The sequence below is a fragment of the Rhodanobacter sp. UC4451_H18 genome (assembly GCF_052978225.1).
Map to the genome: position 1 here is coordinate 2751014 of NZ_CM129663.1, position 15289 is coordinate 2766302.

7 protein-coding genes are annotated in these 15289 nt (G+C 70.2%); 6 read left to right on the top strand and 1 reads right to left on the bottom strand.

What is annotated here, in order from left to right; genetic code table 11:
- The first annotated feature begins 4 nt into the window (after nt 1-4).
- The 6 genes from ACVCMG_RS12385 (at nt 5) to ACVCMG_RS12410 (ending at nt 13146) form a co-directional block, all read left to right on the top strand.
- Nucleotides 5-6490 (top strand): amino acid adenylation domain-containing protein, encoded by a 6486-nt coding sequence (locus ACVCMG_RS12385; protein ID WP_447114256.1) that lies wholly within the window; start codon nt 5-7, stop codon nt 6488-6490.
- A gap of 216 nt (nt 6491-6706) precedes the next feature.
- Nucleotides 6707-7969 (top strand): O-antigen ligase family protein, encoded by a 1263-nt coding sequence (locus ACVCMG_RS12390; RefSeq protein WP_447097928.1) that lies wholly within the window; start codon nt 6707-6709, stop codon nt 7967-7969.
- Complete coding sequence (locus tag ACVCMG_RS12395; protein ID WP_447097929.1) at nt 7966-9516, top strand: oligosaccharide flippase family protein; 1551 nt, start codon at nt 7966-7968, stop codon at nt 9514-9516. The genes ACVCMG_RS12390 and ACVCMG_RS12395 overlap by 4 nt, the downstream gene beginning before the upstream one ends.
- A complete protein-coding gene (locus ACVCMG_RS12400) occupies nt 9513-10883 on the top strand; it encodes a phenylacetate--CoA ligase family protein (protein ID WP_447114257.1) in 1371 nt (456 codons plus the stop codon). The genes ACVCMG_RS12395 and ACVCMG_RS12400 overlap by 4 nt, the downstream gene beginning before the upstream one ends.
- Nucleotides 10880-12001 carry a glycosyltransferase gene (locus tag ACVCMG_RS12405; RefSeq protein ID WP_447114258.1) on the top strand — a complete coding sequence of 374 codons (1122 nt, stop codon included), beginning with the start codon at nt 10880-10882 and terminating at the stop codon, nt 11999-12001. Before ACVCMG_RS12400 ends, ACVCMG_RS12405 begins: the two co-directional genes overlap by 4 nt.
- Nucleotides 11998-13146, top strand: a complete 1149-nt coding sequence (locus ACVCMG_RS12410) for a glycosyltransferase (protein WP_447114259.1) — start codon at nt 11998-12000, stop codon at nt 13144-13146. Before ACVCMG_RS12405 ends, ACVCMG_RS12410 begins: the two co-directional genes overlap by 4 nt.
- A 17-nt stretch (nt 13147-13163) precedes the next feature.
- Here ACVCMG_RS12410 and ACVCMG_RS12415 read toward each other — a convergent pair whose 3' ends face one another.
- Entirely contained in the window at nt 13164-15269 is a 2106-nt protein-coding gene (locus ACVCMG_RS12415; RefSeq protein ID WP_395120371.1) for an NAD-dependent epimerase/dehydratase family protein, read from the bottom strand.
- Nucleotides 15270-15289: the final 20 nt, after the last annotated feature.

The window sequence follows — 15289 nt, forward strand, 5'->3', positions numbered from 1 at the left end:
CGCGATGAGCATCGGAACCCCAGCCAGGGACGCGGCGCTCGCCGTCGACTACGACCCCTTCGCCGACGGCACGCTGTCGCGCGTGGCGCCCAGCACCGAGCCGCAGCGCGAAATCTGGCTGGCCGACCAGCTCGGCGCCGAGGCTTCGCTGGCCTACAACGAATCGGTCTCGCTGCACTTGCGCGGCGTGCTCGATGCGGCCGCGCTGCACGCGGCGTTGCAGTCGCTGCTGGATCGGCACGATGCGCTGCGCGCCAGCTTCGGCCCGGATGGCGAAGCCCTGTGCATACGCGAGCAGGTGAGCTTCGAGCTGCCGTTGCTCGACCTGTCGGCCGCCGATCCGGCGCGGCGCGAGCAGGCCGTGGCCGAGCGTCGCGCCGCGGTGGTGGAAACCCCGTTCGCGCTGGGCCGCGACCACCTGCTGCGCGGCGAGTTGCTCCGCCTGGCGCACGACGAGCACGTGCTCATCCTCACCGCCCATCACATCGTCTGCGACGGCTGGTCGTGGTGGGTGCTGGTGCGCGAGCTGGGCACGCTGTACGCGCAGCGGCTCGGCCACGCGGTGGAGGCGCTGCCGCCGGCCGAAGCGTTCGCCGACTACGCGCTGGCCCAGGCCTGCCAGCCGGATGCTGCATACGCGCAGGACGAGCAGTACTGGCTGGCGCGCTTCACCGGCGAGATCCCGGTGCTCGACCTGCCCACCGATCGCCCGCGCCCGGCCCGCCGCAGCTTCGGCTCCGCTCGCGAGGACTGGACGCTGGATGCGGAACTGGTCGCGGCGATCCGCCGCCTCGGCGCGCGCCAGGGCGCCAGCCTGTTCGCCACCTTGCTGGGCAGTTTCGCGGCCTTGCTGATCCGGCTGGCACACCAGTCGCGGGTGGTGATCGGCATCCCCACCGCCGGGCAGGCGATCGACGGCCACGACGCCCTGGTCGGCCACTGCGTCAACACCTTGCCGCTGCTGTTCGAGCCGGACCTGGACCGGCCCGCCGCGCTGGCCATCGAGCAGGCGCAAACCACCTTGCTCGACGCGCTGGAACACCAGCGCCTCACCTTCGGCAGCCTGCTGCGCAAGCTGCGCATCGGCCGCGACCCTTCGCGCCTGCCGCTGGTCAGCGTGATGTTCAACATCGACCAGGCGCTGGACCACGAGGACTCGGCGTTCCCCGGCCTGCAGCTGGAATTCGCCAGCAATCCGCGCCGCTACGAGAACTTCGAGCTGGCGATCAACGCGGTGCAAAGCCATGGCGAGCTGCGCCTGGAATGCCAGTACAACCGCGAGTTGTTCGACGGCGCCACGATCCGCCAGTGGCTGGGGCACTACCAGACCCTGCTGCAGGCGATGGCCGCCGACGACGACACGGCGTTCGGTCGGCTGCCGCTGCTGGCCGACATCGAGCAGCGCAAGGTGCTGGAGAAGTTCAATGCCACCCACGTCGACTATCCGGCCGGGCAGTGCATCCATGAACTGATCGAGGCGCAGGTGGCGCGCACGCCGCAGGCGATTGCCGTCAGCCATGAAGGCGCAACGCTGAGCTACGCCGGGTTGAACGAGCGGGCCAATCGGCTCGCCCACCACCTGCGCGCGTCCGGCGTGCGCCCCGACCAGCGCGTGGCGATCTGCGCCGAGCGCTCGCTGGAGCTGGTGATCGGCCTGCTGGCCATATTGAAGGCCGGCGCGGCGTACGTGCCGCTCGACCCGGAATATCCACCCGAGCGCCTGGCCTGGATGCTGCAGGACTGCGCGCCGGCAATGCTGCTGACCCAGCAGGCGCTGGTGTCGCGGTTGGCGCCGCTGGCGCCGGCCGTGCCGCCGTTGGCGCTGGACCAGGCCGCGCCGGCATGGGCCGCGTGCGAGGCGTCCAACCCGCTCGCGGCGGCAAACGGCCTGCATGACCGCCACCTCGCCTACGTGATCTACACCTCCGGCTCCACCGGCCTGCCGAAGGGCGCGATGAACGAGCATCGCGGCGTGGTCAACCGGCTGCGCTGGATGCAGGAGATGTTCGCCGTCGATGCCCGCGACGTGTTGCTGCAGAAGACGCCGTGCAGTTTCGACGTCTCGGTGTGGGAGTTCTTCCTGCCGCTGATGAGCGGTGCGCGGCTGGTGATGGCGCGTGCCGGCGGCCATCGCGATCCGGCCTACCTGGCCGACACCATCCGGCGCGAGCAGGTCAGCACGATCCATTTCGTGCCTTCGATGCTGCACGCCTTCCTCGACCACGGCGATACCGCGGCGTGCGCCAGCCTCAAGCAGGTGATCTGCAGCGGCGAGGCGCTGCCGGCGGTACTGGCCGCGGCGTTTTTCCGCCAGTTGCCCGGCGCGGGCCTGCACAACCTGTACGGCCCGACCGAGGCGGCGGTGGATGTCACCGCGTGGGCGTGCGTGGCCGGCGACGACGCATCGAACATTCCGATCGGCCGCCCGGTGGCCAACACGCGCATCTACATCCTCGATGGCTATGGCCAGCCGGTGCCGGTGGGCGTGGCCGGCGAGATCTTCATCGGCGGCGTGCAGGTCGGTCGCGGCTACCTCAACCGCGAGACGCTGACCGCCGAACGCTTCCTGCCCGATCCGTTCGCCCACGACGCCGACGCACGCATGTACAAGACCGGCGACCTCGGTCGCTGGCGTGCGGACGGCAACATCGAATACCTCGGCCGCAACGATTTCCAGGTGAAGCTGCGCGGTTTCCGCATCGAGCTGGGCGAGATCGAACACCGCCTCGCCACGCACCCGGCGGTGGCGCAGGCGGTGGTGCTGGCGCGCGAGGATCGCCCCGGCGACATGCGCCTGGTTGCGTACATCGCCGGCGCGGCTGGCGCCAGCGCCGATCCGGCGGCGCTGTCCGCGCACCTGCGCGCGAGCCTGCCCGAGTACATGGTGCCGGCGCACTACGTGATGCTGCCGGCAATCCCGCTGTCGCCCAACGGCAAGGTCGATCGCACGCGATTGCCGGCACCCGACACGGCGGCGGGCAGCGGAGCACGCGAACAGCAGGCGCCACGCGATGAACTCGAACAGCGCGTGGCCGCAGCGATGGCCGCGACGCTCGGCGTGGACGCGCCGGGCGTGGACGACAACTTCTTCGACCTGGGCGGCCATTCGCTGCTGGCCTCGCGCTGGATCGCCCGGCTCAATCGCGAACTGGGGTTGACCCTGTCGTTGCGCGCCGCGTTCGACGCCCCCAGCGTGGCCGCGATGGCGGCGGCGATCCGCGCGCTGGACACCGATCCGGCCCAGGCCCGCCCGGCGCCGCCGGCGATCCCGCGGCTCGCCGATCGCGGCACCGCGCCGCTCTCGCTGATGCAGCAGCGCGTCTGGTACCTGGAGCAGCTCAATCCCGGCCAGGTGGTCTACCACGCGCCGTCCGCGCATCGCCTGCGCGGGCCGATGAACGTGGCGGCCTTCGAACAGGCGCTGCGCGACATGGTGCGGCGCCAGCCGACCTTGCGCACGGCGATCGAGCTGGACGACAAGACCGCGGTCCAGCGCATCCATGCCGAGCTCGAGATCGCGTTGCCGCTGGAGGATCTTTCCGGCGTGGACGCGGCCGGGCGCGAGGCCGTGCTGGCCCGGCGGCTGGAGGAGCTGATCGCCGAGCCGTTCGACCTGGGCACGCCGCCGCTGTTCCGGGTGCGGCTGTTCCGACTCGCTGCGGACGAACACGTGTTCTTCTTCATGCCGCATCACGTGATCTGGGATGGCTGGTCGTTCGACCTGCTGTACGAGGAGATGTCGGCGCTGTACGCCGCGCGTGCCGCCGGCCGAGAACCTGCATTGCCGCCGCTGGCGGTCGAGTACGCCGATTTCGCCGCGTGGCATGCGCAATGGATGCGCGGCGACGAGCTGAAGCGCCAGCTGGCGCATTGGCGCAAGCGCCTGGCCGGCACGCTGGAGCCGCTGGCGTTGCCGGTCGATCGCCCGCGTCCGCCGCGCATGAGCGGCGCCGGTGCCACCGAGTGGATCCATCTGCCGGCGGACCAGGCGGCGGGCATGCGCCAGCTCGGCCAGCAGGGCCAGGGCACGCTGTTCATGGTGTTGCTGACCGCCTGGTGCGTGCTGCTGCATCGGCTCAGCGGGCAGGGCGAGGTGATCGTGAACACGCCCGTGCGCGGTCGCGACACGCCCGAGCTGGAACGGGTGATGGGCTTCTTCGTCAACGCGCTGCCGCTGCGCGTGCAGCTGGAAGACGGCGCCTCGTTCCTGGACGCGCTGCGGGCGGTGCGTGGCGTGGTGCTCGATGCGTTTGCCTGCGCCGACGTGCCGTTCGAGCAACTGGTGATCGACCTCGACCTGCGCCGCGACGACAGCCGCCCGCCGCTGAGCCAGGCGATGTTCTCGTTCCAGGACGTGCGCCTGCGCCCGGGCCGCTGGGGCGAGCTGGGACACCAGAACATCCCGGTGTTCCAGCACGGCGCGGCTGACGACGTCGGGCTGTGGTTCATCGAGCACGCGCAGGGACTTTCCGGCGGCCTCACCTACAACACCGACATCTTCGACGCCGCCAGCGTGGCGCGCTGGATCGATTACCTGCGGCAGATCCTGGCGCAGGCGGTGGCCTCGCCGCAGCGCGCGCTGGGCGACATCGAGCTGATGGACGCGGCGGAACGAACGCAAGTGCTCGTGGGCTGGAACGCCACCGCGCTGGACTACGACCGCACGCTGGGCCTGCCCGCGCTGATCGAGGCGCAGATGCGCGCCGCGCCGCAACGCATCGCTGCCGAGTGCGGTGGCGAGCGCGTCGACTATGCGTGGCTCGACCAGGCCAGCCGCAACCTCGCGCTGGCGCTGGGTCGTCACGGCCTCGGTCGCGGCGACCGCGTGGGCATCTGCGTGGCGCGCAGCCTGTCGATGCTGGTGGCGGTGCTCGGCGTGTTGCGCAGCGGCGCCGCCTACGTGCCGCTGGACCCCACCTTCCCGCCGGATCGCCTGCAGTACATGGCCGAGCATGCGCAGCTGCGCCATGTGCTGGTCACCGACGCGGCACTGCTGCCGGCGGCGGTCGCCGAAGGTCGCGAACTGCTCGACGTCGACGCGCTGGCCGCGCAGCCGGCGGGCGAGGGCAACTTGCCGCCGGTGCACGGCGACGACACCGCTTACGTGCTGTACACCTCCGGCTCCACCGGCAAGCCCAAGGGTGTCGCCGTGCTTCACCGCAACCTGGTCAACTTCCTGCTGGCGATGGCGCGCGAGCCGGGTTTCTCCCGGGACGACACCGTGTGCGCGGCCACCACGCTGTCGTTCGACATTGCCGGGCTGGAGCTGTACCTGCCGCTGACCGTGGGCGGGCGCGTGGTGATCGCCACCGACGAGGAGCAGCACGATCCGAACCGGATGTGGGACCTGATCGAGCGCAGCGGCTGCAACGTGCTGCAGGTGACCCCCTCGGTGCTGCGCCTGTTGCAGGATGCCGGGCGGGATCGCGCGCTGGATCAGCTGCGCCTGTTCGTCGGCGGCGAAGCGCTGCCGTCGGCACTGGCGCGCAACATGGCGGGGCGCTGCCGCGAGCTCTGGAATCTGTACGGCCCCACCGAGACCACGATCTGGTCCAGCGTGGTGCGAATCCGCCCGGATCTCGATACGGTGCCGCTGGGCAAGCCGATCGCCAACACGCGGATCTACGTACTGGACGCGCAGGGTAGGCCATTGCCGTCGGGCGTCATCGGCGAGATCTGGATCGGCGGCGATGGCGTGGCCGCCGGCTATCTGTTCCAGCCCGAGCTGACCGCCGAGCGCTTCGTCGACGATCCCTTCGTCGGCGGCACCGCACGCATGTATCGCAGCGGCGACCTGGGTGCCTGGCGCCATGGCGTGCTGCATTTCCACGGGCGCGTCGACCACCAGGTCAAGCTTCGCGGTTTCCGCATCGAGCTGGGCGACATCGAGGCCGCCGCCGACAGCCACCCGGCGGTGCACGAATCCGTGGCGGGGGTGCGCCGCTTCGGCGACAACGACCTGCGCATGGTGCTGTACGTGGTGATGGACGGCGACGTCGAGGCGGGTGCCCGCGAGCTGCGCGAGCACCTGCGCCAGCGCCTGCCCGGCTACATGCTGCCGCAGCACATCGAGACCCTGGCGCAGCTGCCGAAGACGCCCAACGGCAAGATCGATCGCAAGCAACTGCCCGAGCCCGTCGCCGCGGCGGTCGTGGCGCAGCAGCGTCCCGGCCGGCAGGCCGGGCCCGCGACCGACGCGATGAGCGATGCGCGCGAACTGTATCTCGCCGGCCTCTGGCGCGAGCTGATCGGCGTCGAGGAGATTCGCCGCAACGACAACTTCCTCGACCTCGGCGGGCACTCGATGCTGGCGGTGGAGTTCGCCAGCCGGGTGCGCAAGGAGACCGGCGTGAGCCTGCGCCTGCTGAACGTGGTCACCGGCACGCTGGCATCGCTGGCCGTCGAGCTGCCCGAAGCCGGCGCGGGTTCGCCGCGACCGGCGGAAGGTTCCCTGTGGTCGCGTCTGCGCAAGCGCCTCGGAGGGGGCTGAGGTGCGGGCTCGACGAGGGGCGTGCGCGGAACGTGCACCGTGCCAGCCTGTCGCCCGCGGCGACTGCTACCATCGTGTCAGCCCCGCCGACGGTGCGGGGCGGGTTGGCGAGCGAATGCACGCGTGCATCCGTCCATGGGGCGCGGCACCGATCGTGATGGCCTGGCTCAGTCGTTTCTTCACCCCGAGTCACGCGCTCGATCCTGATCACGCCGCATGTTCACATTAAGCCTTCTCTACCTCGCGCTCACCATCGTCCGGCCACAGGATTTCTTGCCCGCGCTGGAGGGCATTCCGCTGTTGCCGGTGGTGCTGCTGCTGGCTTTCGCGGCGTGGATGATCCGTGCCGGCAAGAATTTCGACGCGCCGCAGTTCCTGTTGTTGCCGGTGTTCCTGCTGGTAGGCATGGTGTCGATGGTCGCCAACCACTGGTTCGGCGGCGCGCTTGCGCTGCTGGAGAGTTTCGGCCCCATCGTGATCGCGTTCTTCGTCTTCGCCTCCGCCTGCACCACGCAGCGCCGGGTGACCATCGCGATGGCGGTGTTCGTGCTGTGCGCCTGCGTGCTGGCCCAGCACAGCATCGTGCAGGCGAACACCGGCATGGGCTGGACCGGCGTACCGCTGGGTGAGGACGGGCGCGTGCGCTACGTGGGCATCTTCAACGACCCCAACGACGTGGGCCTGCTGTTTGCCGCCACGCTGCCGATGGCGTTCTTCCTCAGCAGCGGGGGCGGGTTCCTGCGCCGGATCTGGTGGCTGGCCGCCGCGGGCCTGCTGCTGTACGGCATCTACCTGACCAATTCGCGCGGCGCCATGCTCGCGGTGCTGGTGGTCGGCGGCATCTTCGTGTGGCGACGCCGCGGCATGTTCACTGCCGGCGTGCTCGGCGTGCTGGGTTTGCTGGTGATGCGCCTGCTGTCCTCGCGCATGCAGGAGCTGGACCCGGACGAGTCATCGGCGTTTGGTCGGGTGGATGCCTGGTACGAGGGCATGCACATGTTCTTCTCCAACCCGCTGCTCGGCGTCGGCCCCGGCAACTTCACCGACTACAATCAGCTCACCGCGCACAACTCCTGGGTACTGGTGCTGGCCGAAACCGGGTTTCTGGGCTACACCCTGTGGCTGGCATTCACCACCTACGGCTTCTGGATGATGATGACCGTGATGCGCCACCAGCCCGAAACGGCCGTCGAGTCGGCGCAGGCCGGCACGTGGCAGGGCGAGCGGGCGATCGCGTTCACCCTGCTGTTGTCGCTGTACGGGCTGTTCTCCGCGGCGTTCTTCCTCAGCCGCAGCTACACCGTGGTGATGTACCTGCTGGTCGCGCTGGTGGTGGGCCATTACATGGGCGCGCGCCAGCGCTGGCCGGGCGTGCCGCTGCTGCGCCTGACCGATCACTGGATGCGCTGGCTGGCCGTGTCGGTGGCCACCATCGTGGCGTTGTACGTCATCACCACCATCTTGCTGATCGGCTCATGAGCATTCGCAGCGGCGCCTTGCGCAACACCCTGTTTTCCTCGATCGGCATCTACGTCGAGTACTCGCTGGGGATGCTGGCGGCGATCCTGATCGCGCGCCAGCTGGGACCGCAGCATTACGGCATCTACGGCCTGTTCATCTGGTTTGCCGCGATCGGCGTGGTGGCGACCAACTCGGGCATCACCACCGGCGTGATCAAGTTCGTCGCCGAGCTGCGCGGCGCCGACCAGCACGAGCTGATCGTGCCGGTGGTGCGTTACCTGCGTCGCATGCAGATGTGGCACCTGCTCGCGGTGATGGCGCTGGCGCTGGCGCTGTACCTGCTGTTCGGCGCACGTTTCGCCGCCGACCTGCGCGTGACCGAGTTCGTCATGCTTGCCGCCGCCGTGGCGTTGCGCGCGCCGTACATGTTCAACATCGCCGTCGCCAAGGGTTTCGAGGCGTTCGACGCCACCGCCAAGGTCAGCCTGATCTCCGCGCCGCTGAACCTGCTGATGGTGGCGGCGGCGATGCTGATGGGGGCGTCGATCTTCTGGTTCCTGGTGGTCTACCTGATCTCCGGCGCGGTGTTCCTGCTCACCTCGCGCCACCAGGCGCGGCGCCTGCTGGCGCGGCATGCCGGCGCGGGGGCGGTGCCCGAGGTGTTGCAGCAGCGGGTGCGCCGGCACCTGCGCATCGTCTCGGTCACCATCATCCTGGGCTTCCTGATCGCCAGCGACGTGGAGATCCTGTTCCTCAACCTGTTCGACAGCGCCGCTTCGGCGGGCTATTTCAAGGTCGCCTACCAGCTGGCGACCGGGATCATGCTGCTGGTGCCGGGCGTGTTCGGGGCGGTACTGCTGCCGATGATGGCCAAGGCGCAGAGCCAGGGGCGCGAGGCCGGCGGCCGGCGCTTCGTCGCCGTGACCAGCTATCTCGCCCTGCTGGCGGCGCCGGTGGTGGCCTTCGGCGGCACCTTCGCCGGCGCGGTGATCGGCCTGCTGTACGGCGCGACCTATGCCGCCGCGGCGCCGGTGTTCGGCTGGTGCCTGTTCGCCTGCGCCATGGGCACGGTGACCCAGGGCGCCACCAGCCTGCTGGTCAGTGCGGATCGGCAGAACGTGGTGCTGATCCTCACCATCATTCTTGGCGTGCTGAAGATGCTGCTTGATTACGTGCTGATCGCGCGGTTCGGTCTGTACGGTTCGGTGGCGGCCATCGTGATCCTGTTGTTCGTCATCGCCGCCTCCTACCTGACCATCGGCATCCGCATCAGCGGCGTGCAGCTGGAGTGGCTGCGGCTGCTGCGCATCGTGCTGGCGGCGGCGCTGGCCGCCGGGCTCGCCTCGCTGGTCCACGCGGCGCAGCTGGGGCCGATCCCAACCCTGCTGCTGGGCGCGTTCGTGCTGACCGCGTCCTACGCGTTGCTGACCCTGTTGTTGCAGTGCTGGAGTCGCGCCGACATTGCCCAATTGCAGAGCCTGCACCAGCGCTACGCCGCCGGTCGACCGCGTCCGCTCGGCCGTCTGCTGGCGTGGGCCGGTGCGCGCGCCTGGGGGGATCCATGAAGACATCGTGGTACGAGAAGGCGTTTTCCCGCGTGCTCTACCCGCTGTGGGAGAGCGGCCTGCGGCGGCGGCACACGCTGGCCTACCTGGCCGACTACCAGCGCGACCAGTGGCTGGCGCCGGAGCAGATCGCCGCGCTGCAGTGGCAACGCCTGAAGCGGTTGCTGGAGCACTGCGAGCAAACGGTTCCGTATTACCGGCAGCGCTGGCGCGAGGCCGGCATCGCCGTCGCCGACATCCGCAACCTGGATGACTACGCACAGCTGCCGGTGCTGACCAAGGCCGACATCCGCCAGCACTTCGATGCGTTGCAGGCCGAGGGCTGGCACGACCGCGTGCTGACCAAGGCCACCGGCGGCTCCACTGGTGACCCGCTGCGTTTCGGCTACACCCGCGAGAGCTACGAGCGGCGCACTGCAGTGATGTGGCGCGGCTACGACTGGGCCGGCTCGCGCATGGGCCGGCGCACCTTGTTCGTGTGGGGCGGGGCCGTGGGCACGCCGCACCGGCTCCAGCAGTTCAAGGACCGCGTGTACAACGCGGCGTTCGCCCGGCGCGTGCTCAACAGCTTCGGCATGACCGAGGCCAACATGGCCGGCTACGCCGACGCGATCGACGACTACCGCCCGCAGGTCATCGTCGGCTACGTCGGCCCGCTGGTGCGGCTGGCGCAATGGCTGCTCGACACCGGTCGCCGCGTGGCCGCGCCGCGGAGCATCATCGGCGCCGCGGAGTCGCTGCACGAGTTCCAGCGCGAGATCATCGAGCGTGCATTCGGCTGCCCGGCGTACAACACCTACGGCTGCCGCGAGTTCATGCTGATAGCCTCCGAATGCGAGCGTCGCGAAGGCCTGCACGTCAACGCCGATCACCTGGTGGTGGAGTTGCAGCGGCACCCCGGTGCGCCCGTCACCGAACCGGGCGAGGTGGTGATCACCGACCTGTTCAACTACGGCATGCCGTTCGTGCGCTACCTCAACGGAGACGTCGCCACCGCGAGCGACCACGTCTGCAGTTGCGGTCGCGGCTTGCCGCTGCTGCAGCGCGTGGATGGCCGCCTGCTCGACGCGATCCGCACCCCGGCCGGCCACCTGCTGCCCGGCGAGTTCTTCCCGCACATGCTCAAGGACGTGCCGGGGCTGGTGCGCTTCCAGGTGGTGCAGCGCCGGCTCGACCAGCTCGAACTGTCGCTGGTGCGTGGTCCCGGCTTCGACGAAGCCTCGCTCGCCTACATCCGCCGCGAGCTGGCCAAGGTGGTCGGCGACAGCCTGCAATTGAAAGTCCATTTCGTCGACGACATCCCGCTCACGCCCAGCGGCAAGTGGCGCGTGTGCATCTCCGAACTGCCGGCCACGCCCGCGGCATGAACATCGTCCACGTCGTCGAGAACCTCAACCGCGGCGGCCTGGAACGCATGGTCATCGACCTGGTGACCATGCAGCAGCGGCAGGGTCACCGCTGCCGCGTGGTCTGCCTGTTCGAAGCCGGCGCGCTGGCGCACGAGCTGGACGCCCAGGGCATTCCCGTGCACGCCTGCGGCAAGCGCCGCGGGCCGGATCTGCGCGCCCTGCTGCGCCTGCGCCGCGCCCTGGCGACACCCGCTACCGAAGTGCTGCACACCCACAACGCGGTGGCGCACTACCACGCGGTCTGGGCCAGCACCGGGCTGGGCATCGGCCGTGTCGTCAACACGCGCCACGGCATGGGCGCCAACCGCAACTCGCGCCGGCGCGAGGGCCTGTATCGACGCGTGCTGGCGCGCACCGATGCGGTGGCGCTGGTGTGCGCGGCCGCGCGCGACGACGCCGTGCGCCGCGGCATCGTGCCGCCGGGCAAGGCCTGCGTGGTGCCGAACGGCATCCGCGTGGAACAGTTTCTGTCCGCCTCTCCCGACCATCGTGCGCGCCTGCGCGAGAGGCTGGCGCTGCCGCCGCAGGCGCGGCTGATCGGCAGCGTGGGCCGGCTCAACTGGACCAAGGATCAGGCCAACCTGATCCGCGCCTTCGCCGTGGTGCGCCAGCGCGTGGCCGATGTCGTGCTGCTGCTGATCGGCGACGGCGAACTGCGCGCCGAGCTGGAGCAGCTTGCCGCTGCGACGATGCCGGGCGGGAGCGTGCGCTTTCTCGGCGATCGCAGCGACGTGCGCGAACTGCTCCCCGGGCTCGACCTGTTCGCGCTGTCCTCGCTCAGCGAGGGTTATTCGATGGCATTGCTGGAAGCCTGCGCCAGCGCCCTGCCCATCGTCGCCACCGCGGTGGGCGGCAACGGCGAGATTGTGCGCGAGGGCGTGAATGGCAAGCTGGTGCCGGCCGCCGACGCGGATGCGCTGGCCGCGGCGATGATCGCGCTGCTGGAGGCGCCCGCGACCGCGCAGGAACTCGGCGCGCACGGGCGCGCGTGGGTCGAGGCGGAAGGCTCGCTGGAGCGCATGGCCGCGCGCTACGAATCGCTCTATCGCGGCGAGCGGGAGCCGGCCGACGCATGAAACTGCTGATCACCACCAACCTGTTTCCCACGCCGTGGGACCCGCTGCGCGGCGCGTTCAACCGGCAGCAGTTCGAGCGCCTGGGCCAGCGCCACGAGGTGCACGTGCTGACCGCGGTGGATTTTCGCGAGCGGCTGGGCGGCGTGCGCGGCACGGTCGACGTGCCCGGCCTGCGTCGTGACCACTTCACTTTCGTGTTTCCGCCGGGACTGCGCTCGCTGCATGCCGGGTGCTGGTTCGCTTCGCTGTGGCTGCAGCACGGCCGGCGCCTGCGCGCGGAAAAATACGACGCGATCCTGGCCAGCTGGGCCTATCCCGATGCGGTGGCCTCTGGCTGGCTGGCGCGCCGGCTGAACATCCCCTACGTGGTCAAGGTGCACGGCAGCGACCTGAACGTGATGGCCGAGGGTGCGTTGCGCCGGCCGCAGATCGGCGCGGCGTTGCGCCGTGCGGGCGCAGTGGTGGCGGTGAGCCAGGCACTGGCCGACAAGGCGGTGGCGCTGGGCGCGGACCCGACGCGGGTGCACACGATCTACAACGGCGTCGATGCGCAGCGGTTCTCGCCCGGTTCGCGCGAGGCGGCGCGACAACGCCTGGGCCTGGGCGCCGAGCAGCCGTTGCTGCTCTACGTCGGCAATCTGAAATCGACGAAGGGTTGTCTGGACTTGCTGGAGGCGTTTCCCGCCGTGCTGGCGCAGCGGCCGCAGGCGGCCCTGGTCTACGCCGGCGCCGGCCCGTGCCGCGACGAACTGCTCGCGCGGGCCGCCGCCCTGGGCTGCGCCGAACGCGTCAGCCTGGTCGGTGCCGTGCCGCATGCGCAACTGGGCGACTGGTTCCGCGCCGCCGACCTGCTGTGCCTGCCCAGCCACAACGAAGGGGTGCCGAATGTGGTGCTGGAGGCGATGTCCTGCGGCATCCCGGTGGTGGCCAGCCGGGTCGGCGGCATCCCCGAAGTGCTGCCGGAGTTTGCCGGCATGCTGGTGCCGGTGCGTGATCCGGCAGCGTTGTCCGCCGCCTTGCTGGAAGCCACCGGCCGGGCATGGCAGGGCGAGCGCATCGTCGAACACGCGCGGGGCTTTCGCTGGGACGACAACGTCGACCGGCTGGAGCGGGTGTTGTGCGAGGTCGCTGCCGGTCACCCGTGACCCGCGGGGCGGGCCGGTCAGGCGTCGTCGGCTTTTGTCGCTGGCGCGTTGCCTGTTTGCGCGTTCGTCGCGAACATCCGCTCGAAACCCTTCTGCAAGCCGATGCGCGGTTCCCAGCCCAGTCCGCTGCGTGCCGCACTGATGTCGAAGTTGGCCAGCGGGCGCAGCGAGCGGACCCGGTAGCGGGTCAGCGGCACGCTGCGGTGAAGCAGCTTGCCGAGCAGTTCCACGCCGGCAGCCAACGCCATGAACACGCCGGTGGGCACGCGCAGCAGCTTCAGCTCGTCGCCCAGCTTGCCCTTCACCCTGGCCAGGTAATCGCCCTGGGTGACGATCTGCGGGTCGACCACGTTGAAGATCCGGCCCGTCGCGGCGGGTGCGTGCGCGGCCAGCAGCAGCGCGTCGACGACATCGTCGACGTAGACCAGCGGCAGAGTCTGCTGCGCCGGGCCGACCGCGATCCAGCGCCCGGCCAGCGCCAGCGTGCCGTTCGGGGTCACGCGCTCGGCCCCCGGCCCCACGATCTGGCCCGGGCGCACGATCACCGCCGGCAGCGCGCGCTCGCGGATCGCGTCGCTGACGATTCCTTCGGCGGTGAGCTTGGTCTGGGTATAGGCGCCGCGGCGGTCGGGCCAGGGCTCGAACGCCGAGTTTTCGGTGACGGCCACCGCCGGATCGCGGCCGGCGTGGTCGAGCACGCTGAGCGAGCTGACGTAGACCAGCCGCTCCGCCGCATGCCTGGCGCAGGCGTCGACCACATTGCGGGTGCCCCACACGGTGCCCGCCTCGAAGTCGCCGGGGCCGCCGCGCATCGCCGCGCCGACGTGGTAGACCACGCGCGCGCCCTGCACGGCATGGTCGACGATCGCCGGATCGCCCAGATCGCCCACCACCACCTGGATGCCGGCGCTCTCGGCGGCCGGGTCGGCCCGGCGCACCAGCACGCGCACCGATTGCCCGCGTGCACGCAGCGCCGCGACCAGCGCGCGGCCGAGGAAACCGGCGGCGCCCGTCACCAGCGCGTCGACCGGCGCCAGCGGCACGATGCGTGCGGCCAGTTCGTCGCGCCGTTCGCGATCCGCCTGCGCGCACACCGTTTCCATCAGCGCGACATGGCGGCGGCCTTCCTCCGCGCTGATCGGCGGCGTGGTGCCCTCATGCAGCGCCTGCGCAAATGCCTGCGCGCCGTGCTGGATGCCGGGCGAGGGGCGCAGCCGGCCGGTGGCGAAGCGCAGCACGTTCCACGGCACGCGCACCACGTCGCGCAGGGCGTTGGTGAAGGCGGTGAGCACGATGCCGATGAACTTCGGGCCGGGCAGCACGCGCTTGATCCGGCAGATCTGCAGGAAACGGTCGGCCTCGATGATGCCGCGCGTGCCCTGCACGATGATGCGGTTCTGCATCGGGCGGATGTTCCACGACAGCAGCAGCCGGCCGACGCCGTCCGCGCATTGTGCGCGGGCATCCCATTCGTCGAACTTCAGGTTGGTGCTGCGGCCGCTGGAGCGATAGCGCACGTCCAGCTCGCCGATCGGGCCGAGGAAGGATTCGAGCACGTACAGGCCGTGCACGCCGAGGTCGCGGAACGGATACGAGCCCTGCTTGACCATGCCCGGCAGCGGGCCGCCCGCGTACGGCGGATAGTCCGAGCTGCGCAGCACGTCGAAGCTCAGCACCTCGCCGATGCGCCCGGCCTTGACCCAGGCCTGCGCCTGCATCACCACCGGATCGAAATGGTCGGAATGGTCGACCGACAGCAACAGGCCCTTGTCGCGCGCCTTGGCGATCATCGCATCGCACTCGGCGACGGAGTCGGCCATCGGCTTCTCCACGAACACGTGGCAGCCCATGTCCAGCGCCTGCAGGGTCAGCGGCGCGTGGCTGGACGGCGGCGTGAGCACGTACACCGCATGCGGGTGGCGTTCGGCGAGCCGGGTGAAGTCGCCGGTGACGAACTCGATCCCGAAGCTGGTGGCCAGCGCCTGCGCGGCCTTGGTGTCGATGTCGCAGATGCCCACGATCTCGACGAACTCGAGCCGGCGCAGCGCGGCGATGTGGTGGCGCGCCACGTAGCCGGCACCCACGATGGCGATGCGCAGCTTCCCTTCGATTCCCGCGTTCATCCTGTCCCCTGTCGTTTCCA